The organism is Humibacillus sp. DSM 29435 (assembly GCF_001758225.1).
Lineage (GTDB): Bacteria > Actinomycetota > Actinomycetes > Actinomycetales > Dermatophilaceae > DSM-29435.
Window position 1 is genome coordinate 1 of the sequence record NZ_MAST01000014.1, and the last position, 19,037, is coordinate 19,037.

Annotated in this window: 16 protein-coding genes; 14 read left to right on the top strand and 2 right to left on the bottom strand. The window is 70.9% G+C overall.

Going from position 1 to position 19,037, the window contains the following annotated elements; all coding sequences use genetic code 11:
- Positions 1-243 precede the first annotated feature (243 nt).
- Positions 244-1,596 (bottom strand): DUF2207 domain-containing protein, encoded by a 1,353-nt coding sequence (locus BA895_RS11425; RefSeq protein WP_070192040.1) that lies wholly within the window; start codon positions 1,594-1,596, stop codon positions 244-246.
- 78 nt (positions 1,597-1,674) lie between these two features.
- Here BA895_RS11425 and BA895_RS11430 point away from each other — a divergent pair, with 78 nt between their 5' ends.
- Positions 1,675-2,505 carry a 1-acyl-sn-glycerol-3-phosphate acyltransferase gene (locus BA895_RS11430; protein ID WP_070192041.1) on the top strand — a complete coding sequence of 277 codons (831 nt, stop codon included), beginning with the start codon at positions 1,675-1,677 and terminating at the stop codon, positions 2,503-2,505.
- Here the strand turns inward: BA895_RS11430 and BA895_RS11435 are convergent.
- Positions 2,412-3,020, bottom strand: coding sequence for a hypothetical protein (locus BA895_RS11435; RefSeq protein ID WP_070192042.1), 609 nt, complete (start codon positions 3,018-3,020; stop codon positions 2,412-2,414). The genes BA895_RS11430 and BA895_RS11435 overlap by 94 nt on opposite strands.
- Positions 3,021-3,055: 35 nt before the next feature.
- Between BA895_RS11435 and BA895_RS11440 the strand changes: the two genes are divergently transcribed.
- From BA895_RS11440 to BA895_RS11500, 13 genes are all read left to right on the top strand, one after another.
- On the top strand, positions 3,056-3,895 hold the full coding sequence (locus tag BA895_RS11440; protein ID WP_083283249.1) for a TIGR03936 family radical SAM-associated protein: 840 nt from the start codon (positions 3,056-3,058) through the stop codon (positions 3,893-3,895).
- 156 nt (positions 3,896-4,051) lie between these two features.
- Positions 4,052-7,813: an Rne/Rng family ribonuclease gene (locus tag BA895_RS11445; RefSeq protein ID WP_083283250.1), complete on the top strand. Its 3,762-nt coding sequence runs from the start codon at positions 4,052-4,054 to the stop codon at positions 7,811-7,813.
- Positions 7,814-7,989: 176 nt separating this feature from the next.
- Positions 7,990-8,304: a 50S ribosomal protein L21 gene (gene rplU, locus BA895_RS11450; protein ID WP_070192044.1), complete on the top strand. Its 315-nt coding sequence runs from the start codon at positions 7,990-7,992 to the stop codon at positions 8,302-8,304.
- Between the two features lie 39 nt (positions 8,305-8,343).
- Positions 8,344-8,613, top strand: a complete 270-nt coding sequence (rpmA, locus tag BA895_RS11455; protein ID WP_070192045.1) for a 50S ribosomal protein L27 — start codon at positions 8,344-8,346, stop codon at positions 8,611-8,613.
- 96 nt (positions 8,614-8,709) lie between these two features.
- Positions 8,710-10,260, top strand: a complete 1,551-nt coding sequence (obgE, locus tag BA895_RS11460) for a GTPase ObgE (RefSeq protein ID WP_070192046.1) — start codon at positions 8,710-8,712, stop codon at positions 10,258-10,260.
- A gap of 123 nt (positions 10,261-10,383) precedes the next feature.
- Positions 10,384-11,508, top strand: coding sequence for a sensor histidine kinase (locus BA895_RS11465; protein WP_070192106.1), 1,125 nt, complete (start codon positions 10,384-10,386; stop codon positions 11,506-11,508).
- Entirely contained in the window at positions 11,505-12,308 is an 804-nt protein-coding gene (locus BA895_RS11470; RefSeq protein ID WP_083283251.1) for a LytTR family DNA-binding domain-containing protein, read from the top strand. The genes BA895_RS11465 and BA895_RS11470 overlap by 4 nt, the downstream gene beginning before the upstream one ends.
- Positions 12,305-12,682 (top strand): hypothetical protein, encoded by a 378-nt coding sequence (locus BA895_RS11475; RefSeq protein WP_070192047.1) that lies wholly within the window; start codon positions 12,305-12,307, stop codon positions 12,680-12,682. Before BA895_RS11470 ends, BA895_RS11475 begins: the two co-directional genes overlap by 4 nt.
- A complete protein-coding gene (locus tag BA895_RS11480) occupies positions 12,679-14,247 on the top strand; it encodes a cation acetate symporter (protein WP_070192048.1) in 1,569 nt (522 codons plus the stop codon). The genes BA895_RS11475 and BA895_RS11480 overlap by 4 nt, the downstream gene beginning before the upstream one ends.
- 198 nt (positions 14,248-14,445) lie before the next feature.
- A complete protein-coding gene (locus BA895_RS11485) occupies positions 14,446-14,775 on the top strand; it encodes a DUF485 domain-containing protein (protein WP_217493884.1) in 330 nt (109 codons plus the stop codon).
- A 23-nt stretch (positions 14,776-14,798) separates the two neighbouring features.
- Entirely contained in the window at positions 14,799-16,421 is a 1,623-nt protein-coding gene (locus BA895_RS11490) for a cation acetate symporter (protein WP_070192108.1), read from the top strand.
- 146 nt (positions 16,422-16,567) lie between these two features.
- Positions 16,568-17,680, top strand: a complete 1,113-nt coding sequence (proB, locus tag BA895_RS11495; protein ID WP_070192109.1) for a glutamate 5-kinase — start codon at positions 16,568-16,570, stop codon at positions 17,678-17,680.
- A 59-nt stretch (positions 17,681-17,739) separates the two neighbouring features.
- Complete coding sequence (locus tag BA895_RS11500) at positions 17,740-19,023, top strand: glutamate-5-semialdehyde dehydrogenase (protein ID WP_070192049.1); 1,284 nt, start codon at positions 17,740-17,742, stop codon at positions 19,021-19,023.
- Positions 19,024-19,037 lie beyond the last annotated feature (14 nt).

A 19,037-nucleotide genomic window follows, 5' to 3' on the forward strand; every position in this document is an offset into this window, starting at 1 on the left:
CGGGCGGGATCTGGCCGCGGGGATCGGACCGGGGCGGGGTTGCTGGGGGTGGGGGTGGCGTCTGGCCGCGGGGATCGGACCGTGGCGGGGGTGCTGAGGGTGCGGGCGGGATCTGGCCGCGGGGATCGGACCGTGGCGGGGTTGCTGGTGGTGCGGGCGGGATCTGGCCGCGGGGATCTGGCCGCGGCGGGGTTGCTGAGGGTGGGGGCGGCGTCTGGCCGCGGGGATCGGACCGCGGCGGAGTCAGAAGTCGCAGCCGTCACACCCGTCGCAGCCGTCGAGCAGCCCGCCGAGATCCAACAGTCCGGATGCCGCGTCGGTGAAGTCGCCGAGCCCGCCGACCGTTCCGGCCACCGCTTCGACAGCGTCGCCCAGGCTGTCACCCAGACCAGACGCGAAATCGCCCAGGCCGCCGGCCAGGTCGCCGAGGCTCGTCACATCGACCACCGAGGCCACGTTGCCGACAAGGTCGAGGGAGTGTCCGGCGAGGTCGATGGCATCGAACCAGCCGAGGTCCCAGAAGGGTTCGGTCCAGCCCGCCAGCTGGGCCCGGGCTGCGACCTCGCCGAACAGCCTCGCCCAGGCCTCGGCGATCCCGAAGGCCATGGCGTAGGGCAGGTAGCGGCTGAAGACGGCCCCCGCCTCCTCGAACCGGATCTGGTCGGCTTCGGCCGTCTCGAGGTAGTGGCGAAAGCCCAGGGTCTCGATGCGCACAGCCGTGCCCTCGGCGGTGCGGGGCGTGCGCGAGCGGCCCCACCGCGCCAGCACGAGCACGGTGAGCGTCGTTCCCACCAGGAGGGGCACGAACGACCAGTCCTGCTCGACGAGGCCGGCGCGGAGCACGACGGCGGCGGCCACCACGGCCAGAGGAACCATCACGATAAGACCCCAGAGCCGGGTGCGGGCGTTCTTGGCGCGCGGATGGCGGCGGTACCAGCCGCGGTCGACGACCTCGCGGTAGAGCCCGATCTGGGCTTCGCGCATCGTCATCCCGAACGTGCCCCGCAGGTCGGACAGGCGCACCGCGGCCCCGCTCGCGAACAGGTCGGTGACCAGGGTGCGCTCGAACCCGGTGAGCACCTCCTCGGGATCGATCTGGGCCCGACGCAGCATCCAGTCGCGGTCAGACCGACCCTGCCGTGGTTGGCGTCGGCCCACCGGCTCGGCGGGGCCGGGTGCGGCGGGTTCGAGGCCGGCCTCGGCAGGCACCTCGGCGATGGTGAACCAGCCACGAACGGCGAGGTCGACGATGGTGGCGCTCACGTCGTGCGGGTCGGCGACTCCGTCGACCACCGTGCCGGCCACCCCGGGCGTGACGCCGCGCGGGGGAGTGAAGGCCACGGCCACGGTGCCGTTCCACTCGCCCGATCTCAGGCGCCGCCGCCTCGCCGAACCCGGCTGAGACGGGACGAGCCCAGGGGTGACGTCGACGAACATCTCGTCACGGGAGCGCCACCAGGCCACCGCGACCACGACGGCCGCCAGCAGAAGCGGCACGAGGCCGAGCACCACGCTGCCCGCGAGCTCGGTGCGGTCGACCAAGGCCGGGTGAGTGGCATCCGGAAAGGTGGGCGCACCGAAGGTGGCAGGTGTCACGTGGTTCCCCCGAGGTTGCTCAGACTTGGCTCCTGCGTCGGAGTGCCGAACCCTACTGCTTCACGGCAGGCTGGCCCCATGGAACCCGTCTACGCCTCAGTCATCGGCTTCGCCAAGGGACTCTTCGCCGCGCAGGGCCTGCGGTTCACCATCCTCGGCGCCGAGAACGTGCCGACCACCGGGGGTGCGGTGCTCGTGGTCAACCACACCGGCTACTTCGACTTCGCCTACGCGGGCCTGGCGGCTCAGCCGTCGGGTCGTCTGGTGCGCTTCATGGCCAAGGACGGCGTCTTCGCGCACCCGGTGGGCGGGCCACTCATGCGCGGTATGAAGCACATCCCGGTCGACCGCGCGGCCGGGGCCGACTCCTACTGCGCCGCCCTCGAAGCGCTGCGGGCCGGCGAGGTCGTGGGCATCTTTCCGGAGGCGACCATCTCGCGCAGCTTCGAGCTCAAGGAGTTCAAGACCGGCGCGGCGCGGCTCGCGGCCGAGGCCGGGGTGCCGATTGTGCCTCTCGTGATCTGGGGCTCGCAGCGGGTGTGGAGCAAGGGGCTACCTCGCCGGCTCGGGCGTACGAAGGTGCCGATCATCATGACCATCGGGGAACCGGTCCCGGTGGCAGCCGATGCCGACCCGGAGCAGGTCACCGCTGAGTACAAGCAGGTCATGGCCGGCCTGCTCGACGTGGCTCGAGCGGCCTACGAGCCGATGACCGGTTCGGACCTGCGGTACCTGCCCGCCAGCCTGGGGGGCACCGCCCCCACCCTGGACGAGGCGACGCGCCTCGACGCGGCCGAGGCGGAGCAACGCCGCGCTCAGCGGTCGTCAGGGTCGTCAGGGTCGTCAGCAGCCTCGGAGGCGTCGGAGGCGTCGGAGGCGTCGGAGGCGTCGGAGGTCCCGGAGGAATGATGCCCCTGGCCGCCCGGCCGACCTCGCTCGCCCCGGCGATGCGGGTCGTTCCCGAGCAGGGCCCGCGCCCGCCGCGAGCGCAGCGCCGTGAGCAGGCCGCACAGCCCCGCCATTCCCGAGGCAAGCACCCAGAACAGCCAGGTCGGCCAGTCGTGCTCCACACAGAGGTTCCAGGTCTCGGCCGCCGCGAGCAGCAGGGCCCCTCCGGCGACGTAGGCCCAGCCGCTCGCCTTCTCGGTGTAGTGCACGAGCTGGCGTCGGTGCTCGGTGCCCAGGGCATCGAAGACGAGCTTGCGGTAACGCGTCGAATGCCGTCGGTCGAGCAGGTAGCCGATCGGCGGCACGAGCCACCACCACGGCGAGCTGCGCCGCGGCTGCGCCACCCCTCGGGCGGTCGCCTCGATCGCCTCGCGCTCGATCTGTTCCTCGCCCAGCTCGATCGACGCCTGGTAGATCGGACCGGCGAACAACAGCCAGGCACCGGCGAAAGCAGCCCAGGGCATCAGCTCGTCCACGCGATGACCCTACAAAGGACCGGTAGCCTGCCGACATGGCACCGCCCGCCCGTCATCGCGTTCCCGAGGGGCCCACCCCCGATCCTGCGGTGCAGAAGCTGCGGGTGCGCTACACCAAGCGCGGTCGGCTGCGGTTCAGCTCGAGCCGCGACTTCCAGCGGGCGCTCGAGAGGGCCCTGCGCCGCGCCGACGTGCCGATGGCCTTCTCGGCCGGGTTCCACCCCCACCCCAAGATCAGCTATGCCAACGCGGCCTCGACAGGCACGGCCAGCGAGGCCGAGTACTTCGAGATCTCGGTGACCGAGCGGGTCGACCCTGAGTCGGTGCGGCTCGCTCTCGATGAGGCCCTGCCTGACGGCCTCGACATTCTCGAGGTGGTGCAGGCCCAGCCCGGCGCCCTCGCCGACCGGCTGGAGGCGAGCGAGTGGGTGCTGCAGTTCGGCGGCCTGGCCTCAAGCGTGCTGGCGGATGCCGTCGAGCTGTTGCTGGCCCGCGAGCACGCCGAGGTGACCCGGATGACCAAGACGGGCCCGCGCACCTTCGACGTGCGCCAGGCCGTGGTCAGCGCGGTGGTCAGCCCGATGGTCAGCTCAGTGGTCAGCCCGGTTGTCAGCCCGGTTGTCAGTCCGGTGGTCAGTTCGGTGGCGGAGCCTGACGCGCCGTCGGGGCCCGACTGTGCGATACTGCGAATGGTCGTTCGGCACACCACACCTGCCGTTCGCCCCGACGACATTCTGACCGCGCTGCGTGAGATCGCCGACTTGCAGCTACCGCGCCCACCTCTGGTGACGCGGCTGGCGCAAGGGCCGCTCGACATCGCAACCGCGGCGGTGGCTGATCCACTGGCTGCCGACAAGAGTGCCGCCGGCACCTGACTATGGGGCCGCGCCCAGCGCGAACCGTTCTCAGTTGTAGTGATACGACTTCCGACCCGCCGCGAACGGCGGCGGGCCGACTGACAACCGTGCTGGCGCGGTGTTGAGGGCCTCGGCCGCGTGTGGTTCACACCGCACCGGACGAGAGGCGCCCAGATGGCACCCGAAGACACCAACCACAGCGACAGCAACGCCAACGACATCGACAGCGACACCACAGCCGGGCCCAGCGAGAACGCGAGCCGGCCGCCCGAGGTCACGGAAGCCGTGCAAGGCCCTGACACCCACGATGGGGCGGATGAGCCGGTCGCCGCGGCAGCGCCGCCTCGCAAGCGGGCACCGCGCGCCACCAAGAGCGCCACCAAGAGCGCGACGAAGAAGGCGGCCGCCCCCAAGGCTGACGCTTCTGACGCCGCTGACGCACCGGCTGCGAAGACCGCCAAGAAGGCCACCAGCGCGAAGGCCCCCACTAGCCGGGCCCCGCGCGCTAGTCGAAGCGTGGCGAAGAAGGCCGCTGCGAGCATCATCCAGGACGTGCTCCCGAGCGGCACCACCGAGGACACCGCGGCCACCGCGGCCACCGAGACCACTGCGACCGCAGAGACCACTGCGGTCAGCGCGAGCGCTGCGAACGGCGAGACCACTGCGACCGGCAAGACAATGGCCGAGGTGGCTCCGGTGAAGAAGGCGGTGCGCAAGCGCGCGACCCGCAAGCAGGCTGCCCCCGTCGTCAGCTCCGACGCGAGCGAGGCCGTGCGCGAGCTCGTGACCCGGTCGGCTGCCGCCGCAGCCGACGCCGCCGAACCCCTGGGCTCGGTTCCGGCAACGGCTTCGCTGAGCACCGGGGCCGATGAAGCCGCTGAGGCCGATGAAGCCGCTGAGGCCGACGAGTCGACCGAGGCCCAGACTGCGGGTCCGCCCGCCCTGAGTGTGCTGTTCCAGGCCCCCGACACGGGCAGCCCGGCCGCCAAGGCACCGGCGGGGCGACGGCGCCGAGCGGCCGCTCCGGCCGGTGCTCCGGGCACCCACGAGACTGCGGTGGTGCTCACTCCCGAGCAGCCTCTGGAGCAGGACGCCTTAACCACCTCTGTCAGCTCTGTCACCGTCACCGTCGCCAATGGCGATGACGTCCGTGACGACACGGTCGAGAAGGCCGACGGCGGCGAGCTCCGTGCGGGCGCTGAGACCAGCGAGAACACCGAGACCAGCGAGAACACCGAGCGCCCGAGCCGTCGGAACCGATCCAGCCGGGGTGGCCGGTCTCGGCGCGGTCGTGATGCGAGCGACGCCGGAAGCGTCGGCACTGCTGCCGAGGAGGGCGTCGACGCCGGAGACGGCGAGAGCGCGACCGACGGCGGTCGTGGCGGTCGTGGCGGTCGTCACGAACCGAGTGGCAGCTCAGAGTCGTCAGACTCGGGTGGCTCCAGTTCGTCGGACGAGGCCGAAGACGGACCGTCTGACGATGACAACACACCTCGCCGTTCGCGGCGCCGTCGCGGCGGCAAGGGCCGCCGTGGCCGGGGCGGAAGCGACGAGCCCGACACCGAGTCGGCAGCGGCATCCACCAGCGGTTCCCCGGCGGGTGCTGACTCCGACGACGCCGAGAGCCCCGGCGACACCAGTGGAGCCGGTGATGACGGTGCTGCCGCTGCTGCGGCGTCGAGCAGCTCCGACGACGACCAGGGCGACGAGGAGAGTGCGTCGAGCCGTCGCCGGCGGCGCCGGCGCCGTTCGGGGGGCTCGACCGACGGGTCTGACGAGTCGCCGAACGTCTCGACCCGAGTGCGTCAGCCACGGGCCCAGAGCGACGAGCCGGTGGCCGTGCGCGGCTCGACCCGACTCGAAGCGAAGAAGCAGCGTCGCCGAGAGGGCCGCGAGGCCGGGCGTCGACGCACCATCATCACCGAGGCAGAGTTCCTGGCCCGCCGCGAGGCGGTCGACCGGGTCATGGTCGTGCGCAACAAGGACGGCCGCACCCAGATGGGCGTGCTCGAGGACGGTGTGCTGGTCGAGCACTACATCGACCAGGCCACGAACGTCTCGATGGCCGGCAACATCTACCTCGGCCGCGTGCAGAACGTGCTGCCCTCGATGGAGGCGGCGTTCGTCGACATCGGCAAGGGTCGCAACGCCGTGCTGTACGCCGGCGAGGTCAACTGGGATGCCGCGGGGCTCGAGGGCAACCAGCCCAAGCGCATCGAGAACGCCCTCGGCTCCGGCCAGGCCGTGCTCGTGCAGGTGACGAAGGACCCCATCGGTCACAAGGGGGCCCGCCTCACCTCGCAGATCTCGCTGCCCGGCCGCTACCTCGTCTACGTTCCCAACAGCTCGATGACCGGCATCAGCCGTAAGCTGCCCGACACCGAGCGTGCCCGGCTCAAGAAGATCCTGCGCGATGTCGTGCCCGAGTCGGCCGGCGTCATCGTGCGCACGGCCGCCGAGGGAGCGAGCGAGGCGGAGCTGCGCGCCGACGTCGAGCGGCTGACCGCGACCTGGGAGGCGATCTCCAGCCAGGCCGACGCGGCCACGAACGGCAAGGCCGGCAAGAGCAAGGGCCGCAAGAAGAACGGCGGTACCGGGTCGAGCCCCGTCGCCACGGCCCCGGTGCTGCTGCACGGCGAGCCCGACCTGACGGTGCGCGTCATCCGCGACGTGTTCAACGAGGACTTCAGCAAGCTGGTCGTCGCCGGTGAGCAGGCCTGGGAGGAGATCCACCCCTACATCACCTCCGTGGCCCCCGACCTGGCCGAACGGGTCACGCAGTGGACCGGTGAAGGTGACCTGTTCACACACCACCGGGTCGACGAACAGCTCGCCAAGGCGATGGACCGCAAGGTGTGGCTGCCCAGTGGCGGTTCCCTCGTGATCGACCGTACCGAGGCCATGACCGTCGTCGATGTCAACACCGGCAAGTTCGTCGGCTCGGGTGGCAACCTCGAGGAGACGGTCACCAAGAACAACATCGAGGCGGCCGAGGAGATCGTGCGTCAGCTGCGGCTGCGCGACATCGGCGGCATCATCGTCGTCGACTTCATCGACATGGTGCTCGAGAGCAACCGCGACCTCGTCGTCCGACGCCTGCTCGAATGCCTGGGGCGCGACCGCACCAAGCACCAGGTCGCGGAGGTCACCTCGCTCGGGCTCGTGCAGATGACGCGCAAGCGCGTCGGTTCCGGCCTGATCGAGGTTTTCGGCGAGACCTGCTCCCACTGCAACGGTCGCGGCTTCATCATCCACAGCGCACCGGTCGACCGCGGCGCCGGCTCGACGGACTCCCACGACTCAGCCGGTCCGGGTCGCTCCAGTTCGGGCAGTTCGGGCAGCTCGGCGAGCTCGAGCAGCACGAGCGGCTCGGGGAACGGCGGCCGGGGTCGGCGGGGCACCCGCGGTTCCGACGACTCCAGGGGCGGCTCGTCGACGGGCGGCAACGCGTCGAACGGGGCGACGGTGCCCACGGCCGGCGTCGCGCCCGAGCCGCCGAAGCACAACGGGCCGACGGCGGCCCAGATCGCCGCTGCAGCCCATGCAGCGGCCCTCAAGACGACCGCCGCCCACCCCGTCGCTGAGGTGGCTGAGGCGGCCGTCAGCATCGCCGACGACCTCGCGGCCGAGTTGGCCTCGGAGTCGATCCCCACCGGGATCGACCGGGCCATCGAGGCAGAGATCTCGAGCACACCCGACGTCACCGAAGCGGTCGGCATCCCCGCCGTCGACGGTGCAGACGACTCCGAGGACGCAACCGTGCGGCCCGACGACCAGGAGACCGCCACGCAGTCGTCCGGGCCCGTCGCCGAAGGCAGCGAGAGCGACGCACCGGTTGCTCGGCCCCGTCGCCGTCGCGGACGGGTGATGGCTCCGGCCGGGCCGCCTCGCCCGGCCGGGTCCGAGGCAGACCACGAGGGGGTCGCCCCACAGTGAGCCCAACCACCCCAGCGAGTGCTGTCACCACGGGTCTGGTGGCAGCCGGCTCCCTCGGTTTGGTGCGGGAGCCTCCCTGCCGGTAATCTTGCTCCTCGGTGCGCCCACCGGGCCCGTGTTGACGGGCCGGTACCGAAAGCGGCGTTCCAACCCGTTTACGAGAAAGTGAGTTCGACGTGTACGCGATTGTTCGCGCAGGTGGTCGCCAGGAGAAGGTTTCCGTGGGCGATGTCCTCCTCATCGACAAGATCAAGGGGTCGGGGCAGGCCGGCGACGCCGTCGAGCTCACGCCGCTGTTGCTCGTCGACGGCACCACGGTGACCTCCGACGCCGACAAGCTGGCCAAGGTGTCGGTCAAGGCCGAGGTCGTCAAGGCGGCCAAGGGCCCCAAGATCGTCATCATGAAGTTCAAGAACAAGACCGGCTACCGCAAGCGTCAGGGCCACCGTCAGCCGCTGACCCAGGTCAAGATCACGTCCATCGACGCCTGATCAGCCCGGAACCCAGAGACTCACGAGAGAAGGACTGACATGGCACACAAGAAGGGTGCGTCCTCGACCCGCAACGGTCGGGACTCGAACGCACAGTTCCTCGGCGTCAAGCGTTTCGGTGGCCAGAAGGTCAACGCGGGCGAGATCATCGTCCGTCAGCGCGGCACGCACTTCCACCCCGGTGACGGCGTCGGCCGCGGCAAGGACGACACCCTGTTCGCCCTGGTCGCCGGCGCGGTCAAGTTCGGCACCAAGCGCGGGCGCAAGACGGTCAACATCGAGCAGCCGGAGCCTGTCGCCGCCGAGTGACCCGGTCGATCGATCCGATCACCACTGATTCTCCGGAAGGGCGGGCCCGCGGGGCCCGCCCTTTCGCATCTCCCTCATCTGGAAAGAGTGACCCTCATGGCAGTGACCTTCGTCGACCGCGTGGTGCTGCATCTCAGCGCCGGTTCGGGCGGGCACGGTGTGGCGTCGGTCAAGCGCGAGAAGTTCAAGCCGCTCGGCGGCCCCGACGGTGGCAACGGCGGGCGGGGCGGCTCGGTGATCCTGCGGGTCGACCCCCAGGCCACGACCCTGCTCGACTACCACCGTCACCCGCACCGCGGCGCCCCCAACGGCAAACCCGGAGCGGGCGACGAGCGCAACGGCGCCGACGGCGGTGACCTGGTGCTTCCCGTGCCGGAGGGTACCGTCGTCAAGGACGGTTCCGGGGCGCTGATCATCGACCTGGTCGGGATCGGCACCGAGCACGTCATCGCAGCCGGCGGCCGCGGGGGGCTGGGCAACCGGGCCCTCAGCTCGGCCCGTCGGCGGGCCCCCGGCTTTGCCCTGCTCGGTGAGCCGGGTGAGGACATCGACGTCGTGCTCGAGCTCAAGTCGCTCGCCGACGTGGCCCTGATCGGCTTCCCGAGCGCCGGCAAGAGCTCGCTCGTCTCGGTGGTCTCGGCGGCCAAGCCGAAGATCGCCGACTACCCCTTCACGACTCTCGTGCCCAACCTCGGTGTCGTGACGGCCGGATCGAGCCGGTTCACCATCGCCGACGTGCCGGGCCTGATCCCGGGCGCCCACGAGGGCAAGGGGCTGGGTCTGGAGTTCCTGCGCCACGTCGAGCGCTGCTCGGTGCTGGTGCACGTCATCGACTGCGCGACCCTCGAGCCGGGCCGCGACCCGATGACCGACCTCGACGTCATCGAGAAGGAGCTCTCGCTCTACGTTCCCGACGCCGATCTCGGTGGCCGCCCGCTGGCTGAACGCACCCGCATCGTCGTGCTGAACAAGGCTGACGTGCCGGAGGCGCGTGAGCTCGCCGAGATGGTCAAACCCGACCTGGAGGCCCGTGGCATCGAGGTGTACATCATCTCGGCCGTCGCGCACCAAGGCCTGCGTGAGCTGACCTTCGCCATGGCGCGGCACGTCGACGCGGCCCGGGCCCAGCTCGAGCAGGTCGTGCCCCCGCGCGTCGTGCTGCGACCACGATCGGTCGACGACCACGGCTTCGAGGTCAAGCGCGAGAGCGGCACCGGAGGAGAGGTCGAGGGCGACTTCTACCGGATCACCGGGGTGCGACCCGTGCGCTGGGTGCGCCAGACCGACTTCTCCAACGACGAGGCTGTCGGCTACCTCGCTGACCGGCTGGCCCGCCTCGGGGTCGAGGAGGCGCTCTACAAGGTCGGCGCCGTGGCCGGAGACACGGTCGTCATCGGCGCCGGCGACGACGGCGTCATCTTCGACTGGGAACCGACGCTCCAGGCCGGGGCCGAGCTGCTCGGCAGCCGCGGCACCGACCTGCGCCTCGAGGAGCCGTCGCGGCCGACCCGCGACGAGAAGCGAGAAGCCCAGGCCAACCGCTACGCCGCCCGTGCCGCCACCCAGGAGGAGCTCGAGGCCGAACGTCGCTCGGGCCTGTGGCAGCTGCGCCGGCACGAGGTCGACGAGGACGAGCCGACCTCCTGACGAGTCACCGCCGGCGGCCGCCAGAACGGGTTGCCTGCTCGACCTCGGCCGGGTGCTCCCCGACCGGCATCCATGATGACTGGTCGAATGGCCACGGGGTCAGTGTGTTCTAGGGTGACCGTCATGAGCTCGTGGGGCGCACTGCTGCGCCGGGGACACCTCGGCACCGAGGCCGACCGAGCGACCTATCGCACCCTCCACACGGCCCTGCTCGCCTCGCCGCCGCTGCGCACCGGGCTGCATGCCGCCTCGGCCGAGCGCGCCCTGAAGCACCTGCGCACCCTGCTCGGCGCGCCGGCCCTGGCCATGACCGACACGAGCTCCCTGCTCGCCTGGGAGGGCGGACGCGCCCACCACTCACCCCAGACGACGGTCATCGCCGCTCCGACGCTCGAGCACGGACGCACCACGGTGCTCGACGGCGCCGACATCGCCTGCCCCGAGGCGTCGTGCACCGTGCGTCAGGCCGTGGTCGCGCCCCTCGATGTCGACGGGCTGGTGGTCGGTACCCTGCAGGTGTTCACCGACCATGCCTCGGCCGGGCTCGTGCGAGCCACCAACGAGGTGGCCCGCTGGGTCTCGGGGCAGCTCGAGCTCGCTGAGCTCGACGCCTCGCGCACCCGGCTGATGGAGGCCGAGGTGCGGGCCCTGCGGGCCCAGATCAGCCCGCACTTCATCTACAACTCACTGACGGCGATCGCCTCCTTCACCCGCACCGACCCCGAGCGGGCCCGCGAGCTGCTGCTCGATCTGGCCGAGTTCACCCGCTACTCCTTCCGGCGCCACGGTGAGTTCACGACCCTCGCTGAGGAGCTGCGCTCGATCGAGGCCTACCTGGTGATCGAGAAGGCCCGCTTCGGAGACCGGCTGACCGTGACCCTGCGCGTGGCGCCGGAGGTGCTCCCCGTCGTGGTGCCCTTCCTCTGCCTCCAGCCGATCGTCGAGAACGCGGTGCGGCACGGGCTGGAGGGCAAGGCCGGGCCGGGCGAGATCAGCATCCTGGCCCACGACGTCGACCGCGACTGTGTCGTCATCATCGAGGACAACGGCGTCGGCGAGGACCCCGAGCGGGTGCGCCGGGTGCTGGCCGGTGACGACTCAGGTGACTCGGTGGGCCTGGCCAACGTCGACGAACGGCTGCGGGCCACCTTCGGCGACGACTACGGCCTCGTCGTCGAGACCGCCCAAGGGGCCGGCACCCGCGTCGTCGTGCGGCTGCCCAAGTTCCGGCCGGGAGTCTACGTATGAGCCTGCCGCCGGCAGCCGGGACTGACGGGGGAGCCCCTCCGGCCCCGACCACGCTGCGCGTGCTCGCGGTCGACGACGAGGCGCCGGCCCTCGACGAGCTGGTGTGGATGCTGGGACGTCACCCCCAGGTGGGCCGGGTGCTCTCGGCGGGCTCCGGCGAGGCGGCGCTGCGGGTGCTGCACGAGCAGCAGGTCGACGCGATCTTCCTCGACGTGCAGATGCCCGGCCTGAGCGGTCTCGACCTCGCCCGGGTGCTCGCGCGGTTCGCGGCCGCGCCGCCCGTGGTGTTCGTCACCGCCCACGAGCAGCACGCGGTCGACGCCTTCGAGCTCAACGTCGTCGACTACGTGCTGAAACCGGTGCGCGACGAGCGGCTCGCCGAGGCGGTCCGCCGGGTCGCGCAGGCCGTCGAGGGCAAAGAGCAGGGCGGGGCGGGGGCCACGAGCGACGACGAGTCGATCGTCGTCGAGCTCGGCGGCGTGAGCCGCCTCCTGCCGCGGAGCGACGTGATGTGGGTCGAGGCCCACGGCGACTACGCGAGGCTGCACACGGCATCCGAGAGCCACCTCGTGCGGATGCCGCTGTCGACCCTCGCCGACGAGTGGCACGAATCGGGCTTCGTGCGCATCCACCGCAGCTTTCTCGTCTCGCTCGGGCACATCGCCGAATGGCGCACCGAGGCCGGGCGCACGACGGTGGTCGTCGGCGGTCACGAGCTCATGGTCAGCCGGCGGCACACCCGCGCCCTGCGTGACCTGCTCGTGCGTCGCGCCCAGCCCCGTGCGCGAGGTGGCGGATGAGCTCTGACGAGGTGCGGGCCCGGGTGCGGGTGGTGAGCCCCCGCACCTCGGCAGCCCGCACCCGGACCATGTCGATCGCCTCGGAGATCGACGAGCAGACCCGGCTCGGTGAGGTGTACATCGTCTCGTTGATGCGCAGCCAGCTGCGCCTCGCGATCGGGGTGCTCGCCGTGCTGGCGGTGACGCTCGGCGGGCTGCCGCTGCTCTTTCACCTCGTGCCGCAGATCGGGCGCGTCGAGCTGTTCGGTGTGCCGCTGCCCTGGCTGCTGCTGTCGGTGTTCGCGTTCACCGAGATCATCGGGCTCGGCTGGCTGTACGTGCGCCAGGCCGAGAAGAACGAAGACGACTTCAGCGACCTGCTGGAGGGCCGATGAACCCCGCCGCCACGATCGGGGCCATCATCGTGGTGTCGATCGCGTCGCTCGCCGTCGGCGCGTTCGGGCTGCGGTTCTCGCGCACCGTCAGCGACTTCTACGTCGCCTCACGTGGGGTCGGCCCGTTGCTCAACGCGTCGGCCATCAGCGGTGAGTATCTCTCTGCCGCATCGTTCCTCGGCGTCGCGGGGCTGATCCTCGCCCGCGGGGTCGACATGCTCTGGCTACCCGTGGGCTGGACGGCGGGCTACCTGCTGCTGCTCGTGTTCGTCGCGGCGCCGTTGCGCCGCTCCGGCGCCTACACCCTGCCCGACTTCGCCCAGCTGCGCACCGAGTCGCAGACGGCGAGGCGCGTCTCGAGCGCCCTCGTGGTCGCGATCGGCCTGCTCTACCTGATCCCGCAGTTCCAGGGGGCCGGGCTGACCCTGCGCACACTGACCGGTGCCCCGTCGTGGGTCGGCCAGGTCGCCGTCGCCGTCGTCGTGTGCCTGGCCGTGCTGCCCGGCGGCATGCGCAGCGTCACCCTCGTGCAGGCCTTCCACTACTGGCTCAAGCTGCTGGCCCTGTTGACGCCCGTCTTCTTCCTGCTGGTCGCCCTCGCCGCCCGGGGTGGTGCCGACGCGGTCGGCACGCTCGGCACCGTCGACGTCACAGACTGGGTCGAGCCGCTGGCCGGCGACCACGCGCTCTACCTGACGTACTCGCTCGTGCTCGCCACCTTCTTCGGCGCGATGGGTCTCCCGCACGTGGTCGTGCGTTTCTACACCAACCCCGACGGGCGGGCCGCCCGACGCACCACCCTGGTCGTGCTCGCGCTGCTCTCCGGGTTCTACCTGCTGCCGATCCTCTACGGCGTGCTGGGGCGACTGCTGGCCTTCGACCTCGTGGCCGCCGGGCGCACCGACTCGGTGGTGCTCGAGCTGCCGAGCCGGGTGTTCGACGGGGTGCTCGGCCAGGGCTTGACCGCCCTGGTGGGGGCCGGCGCGTTCGCCGCGTTCCTGTCGACCTCCACCGGGCTCGTGGTGTCGGTGGCGGGAGTGCTGAGCCAGGACCTGCTGCGGTCGGGGCCCGGACACCGACACGGCATCCGCACCTTCCGGATCGCCACCGTCATCGCGGTCGCCGTGGGGGTGGCCCTCACCTTCTTGTCGGTCAACGTGCCCGTCGCGCACGCCGTCGAGCTGGCGTTCGCGGTGGCGGCGTCGACCTTCTGCCCTCTGCTCGTGCTCGGCATCTGGTGGCGGGGGCTCACCGCCATCGGGGCGGTGGCCGGCCTCGTCGTCGGAGGCGGGCTGTCGGGGTCAGCCGTGGTCGCCACCACGTTCGGGGTCGACCGCGGTGACTGGCTGGGCGTGATCATCTCCCAGCCGGCCGCCGTGACCGTGCCGACCGCCTTCGCCACGATGGTGCTCGGCTCGTTGCTGACCCGCGCACGGCGCCCCGAACACGTGGCCCAGACCATGGTTCGCCTGCACGCGCCCGAGCACCTGGAGCTCAACCGCGGCCCGTTCCACCCCGAACGGGCGACCGTTCATCGCGTCGAACCGACCGCTCGGCGCCGCTAGAACTGCATCCGGCGACTCGTCGCCGCCGCTTGGCGACGACACCCCCGTGCCCCCTGTACCGGCTCGCGTCGCGGCTCCTACGGTGGCACCGCCGGGCGAGCACTGGTGCCCGGAAGGTCCACGGCCGTAAGGTCCCCGGCGGCGCAGTCTGCCGCATCGACGTCGCGACCCAACCCAGCGCCCCCGGAGGTGGCCTCAGTGAGCAAAGAAGCTCTCGAAACCGAAGATCCGAACATCGCCCTGCAGAACTCCGACGACTTCATCGAGCTGCGCAGGAAGTTCCGCAAGTTCGTCTTCCCGATGACCGGGGCCTTCCTGGCCTGGTACTTCCTCTACGTGCTGCTGGCCGTGCTGGCGCACGACTTCATGGGCACCAGGGTGATCGGCAACATCACCTGGGGCCTCATCCTGGGCCTGCTGCAGTTCGTGACCACCTTCACCATCACCATCGTCTACGTGCGCTGGGCGGGCCGTGAGTTCGACCCGCGGGCCGAGGCGTTGGCCCAGAAGATGGGGGCGCTCAAGTGAACACCGCACTCGCTCCCACGCTCATGCCGACCGCGACGACCGTCGGCAACCCGGCGATCAACATCGGCATCTTCGCCCTCTTCGTCGTGGTCACCCTGGCCATCGTCATCCGCGTCTCACGCAACAACAACACCGCCGCGGAGTACTACGCCGGCGGGCGGGCCTTCACCGGCCGGCAGAACGGCATCGCGATCGCCGGTGACTACCTCTCGGCCGCCTCGTTCCTCGGTATCGCAGGCGCTATCGCCGTCAACGGCTACGACGGGTTCCTCTACTCCATCGGCTTCCTCGTCGCGTGGCTCGTGGCCCTGCTGCTCGTGGCCGAGCTGCTGCGCAACGTCGGTAAGTACACGATGGCCGACGTGCTGAGCTTCCGGCTTCGCCAGCGCCCCGTGCGCATCGCGGCGGCCATCTCCACCCTCGCCGTCTCGTTCTTCTACCTGCTCGCCCAGATGGCCGGGGCCGGTGGGCTCGTGGCTCTTCTGCTGGGCATCGAGGGCGACCTCGGGCAGCGGCTGGTCATCGTCGTCGTCGGCATCATCATGCTCTTCTACGTCATCTTCGGCGGCATGAAGGGCACGACGTGGGTGCAGATCATCAAGGCGGTGCTGCTCATCATCGGGGCCGTCGTCATGACGGTCTGGGTGCTGGCCAAGTTCGGCTTCAACATCTCCACCCTGCTCGGCGACGCGGCGGCTGCCGCCCCGGCTGCTGCCGACGGAACGGCGCGCGACCTGCTCGCGCCGGGGCTGCAGTACAAGAACCCGGTCGACTTCATCTCGCTCGCTCTGGCCCTGGTGCTCGGCACCGCCGGGCTGCCGCACGTGCTGATGCGGTTCTACACGGTGCCGACCTCCCGCGAGGCACGCCGGTCGGTGGAGTGGGCCATCTGGCTCATCGGCGCGTTCTACCTGCTCACCCTCGTGCTCGGCTTCGGTGCCGCAGAGCTCGTGGGCGCCAAGGCCATCAAGGCCGCACCCGGCGGGGCCAACTCCGCCGCACCGCTGCTCGCCTTCGAGCTCGGCGGGGAGATTCTCCTCGGCGTCATCTCGGCCGTGGCGTTCGCGACGATCCTCGCGGTCGTCGCCGGGCTCACCATCACCGCCAGCGCGTCCCTCTCGCACGACGTCTACAACACGCTCGTCAAGAAGGGCAACGCGACTCCGGAGGAGGAGGTCAAGGTCGCGCGCATCTCGGCGCTCGTGCTGGGAGCCGTCGCCATCGTCGGTGGCATCTTCGCGCTGGGGCAGAACATCGCCTTCCTCGTGGCCCTCGCGTTCGCCGTCGCGGCGAGCGCCAACCTGCCGACGATCCTCTACTCGCTCTTCTGGAAGCGGTTCAACACCAGGGGCGCACTGTGGAGCATCTACGGCGGTCTTATCAGCGCGATCACCCTCATCGTGTTCTCGCCGGTCGTGTCGGGCAAGCCCATCGACGCGGTGACGGGCAAGAGCCCGTCGATGCTCCAGGGCGTCGACTTCCACTGGTTCCCGCTCGACAACCCGGGCATCATCTCGATTCCCCTCGGCTTCGTCCTCGGCTACATCGGCACGCTGACGAGTCGGGAGTACAACGCCGCGAAGTACGCCGAGATGGAGGTGCGTTCGCTCACCGGCTACGGAGCCGAGGGAGCCTCGCAGCACTGACCTGAGTAGCAAGACGCCCGTCGGGAACGACCGACCGGCCGCACACGGCATCCACGGCGTCACGCCCTGGATGCCGTGTGCTGTCCCGTGTCTGCCAGCCGGTCGTCCCGCCGGTGGGCGACCCACGACTGCGTAGAGTGCACCGGGTGTCAGCTCGAGCGGTCATCAGCAGTGCGAGGCGCATCGTCGTCAAGGTGGGGTCGAGCTCGCTGACCGGAGTTGACGGCGGCATCGACCACGGCCGGCTCGTGGCGCTCGCCAACGCTTTGGCCCACCGTCACGCGCAAGGCTCCCAGCTCGTGCTCGTCAGCTCGGGCGCCATCGCCGCCGGCCTCCACCCGCTCTCGCTGACCGCCCGGCCGCGCGACCTCGCAACCCAGCAGGCCGCGGCATCCGTCGGCCAGGGGGCGCTGCTCGCGGCCTACACCCAGGCGTTCGTGGCGCACGAGGTCACGGTGGGGCAGGTGCTGCTCACGGCCGACGACGTGACGAGGCGCTCGCACTACGCGAACGCCCGCCGCACGCTCGAGCGGCTGCTCGACCTGCGGGTGCTGCCCATCGTCAACGAGAACGACACCGTGGCCACGAGCGAGATCCGGTTCGGTGACAACGACCGGCTGGCGGCGCTGGTCGCCCATCTGATCGACGCCGACGCGCTCGTGCTGCTCTCCGACGTCGACGCCCTCTACGACGGGCCGCCGAGCCGGCCCGGTTCGCAGCGCATCCCGGTGGTCGCGGGACCTGACGACATCGCCCACGTCGAGATCGGGGGCAGCAGCTCCAAGGTCGGCACCGGCGGCATGGCGACCAAGATCGAGGCCGCCCGCATCGCCACGGCCGCCGGGGTGGTCACGGTCGTCACGGCCGCCGACCGGCTCACCGAGGTGCTGACCGGTGGCGACGTCGGAACCCTGTTCCTGCCCATCGGCGTTCGCGGGCGGTCGAGGCGCCTGTGGCTGCGGCACGCCACGACCGCGCGTGGCCGCCTCGTGGTCGACGACGGAGCGGTGGCCGCCCTTGTGCAGCGGCAGAAGTCGCTGCTGCCGGCCGGGGTCATCGGCGTCGAGGGCAGCTTCCTCAGCGGTGACCCGGTCGACGTCTGCGGCCCCGACGGCACGACCATCGCCCGGGGGCTGGTCAACTACAGCTCCGCCGAGCTGCCTCCGCTGCTGGGTCGCTCGACCAGGGAGCTGGCCGCCGCGCTCGGGCCCGAGTACGAACGCGAGGTCATCCACCGCGACCACCTCGTCATCCTCTGACGCTGTCGACCTCGACGCACGCGTTCGGTGCCAGCAGCGCGACGGCCTAACCTAGAGGCATGTCGGATGCCGTGGATCCTGCCGTCGCTGCGCACGTGACCGCCCTCGCCGAGAAGGCTCGGGCGGCGTCTCGTCGGCTCGCGCTGATGTCGCGCTCCGAGAAGGATGCCGCTCTGCTCGTGCTCGCCGACGCCGTGGAGGCTGCGACGCCACAGGTGCTCGACGCCAACGCCGTCGACCTCGAGCGCGGCCGGTCGACCGGGATGACTGAGAGCCTCCAGGACCGGCTGCGCCTTGACACCGACCGGGTGGCAGCCGTCGCCCAGGCCCTGCGCGACGTGGCCGCCCTGCCTGACCCGGTGGGTGAGGTGGTGCGTGGGTCGACGCTGGCCAACGGCCTGCAGATCCGCCAGGTGCGGGTGCCGATGGGGGTCATCGGGATGATCTACGAGGCGCGTCCCAACGTGACGGTCGACGCCGCCGGCCTCTGCCTCAAGTCGGGCAATGCTGTCATCCTGCGTGGTGGCTCGGCGGCCGGCGCGACCAACCACGCCCTCGTCGTGGCGCTGCGCGACTCGCTGACGGCACAGGGTCTTCCGCCCGATGCCGTGGTGCTGCTCGAGGAGGGCGGACGCGACGCAGCGCGGGCCCTGATGACGGCGCGCGGCTACGTCGACCTCGTCATCCCACGCGGCGGGGCCGACCTCATCTCGACCGTCGTTCGTGAGTCGACGGTGCCCGTCATCGAGACCGGCATCGGGGTCTGCCACGTGTACGTCGACCGGGCGGCCGACCTGCAGATGGCGCAGGCGATCACGCTGAACGCCAAGACGCACCGCCCCAGCGTCTGCAACGCGGCCGAGTCCCTGCTCGTGCATCGCGACGTGGCAGCCGACTTTCTGCCCAAGGTCATCGCCGACCTCGCGGGCTCCGGGGTGCGGCTGCACGTCGGGGCGGAGGTGCGCAGCTACGCCGAAGCGGCGGGAGCCGCCTACGACCTCGCGAACGAGGCCGACTTCGCGACGGAGTGGCACGGTCTCGAGATGAGTGTCGCCGTGGTCGACGACATCGACGAGGCTATGGCCCGCATCCGACGGTTCGGCACCGGACACACCGAGGCCATCGTCACCGACGACCGTTCCGCCGCTCGCCGGTTCGCGGCCGAGGTCGACGCCGCTGTCGTGATGGTCAACGCCAGCACCCGCTTCACCGATGGCGGGGAGTTCGGCTTCGGAGCCGAGATCGGCATCTCCACCCAGAAGCTGCACGCCCGCGGGCCGATGGCCCTGCCCGAGCTGACCACTACCAAGTGGATCGTGGAGGGCGACGGCCACGTGCGCTGACCGGCCTCGGCCGG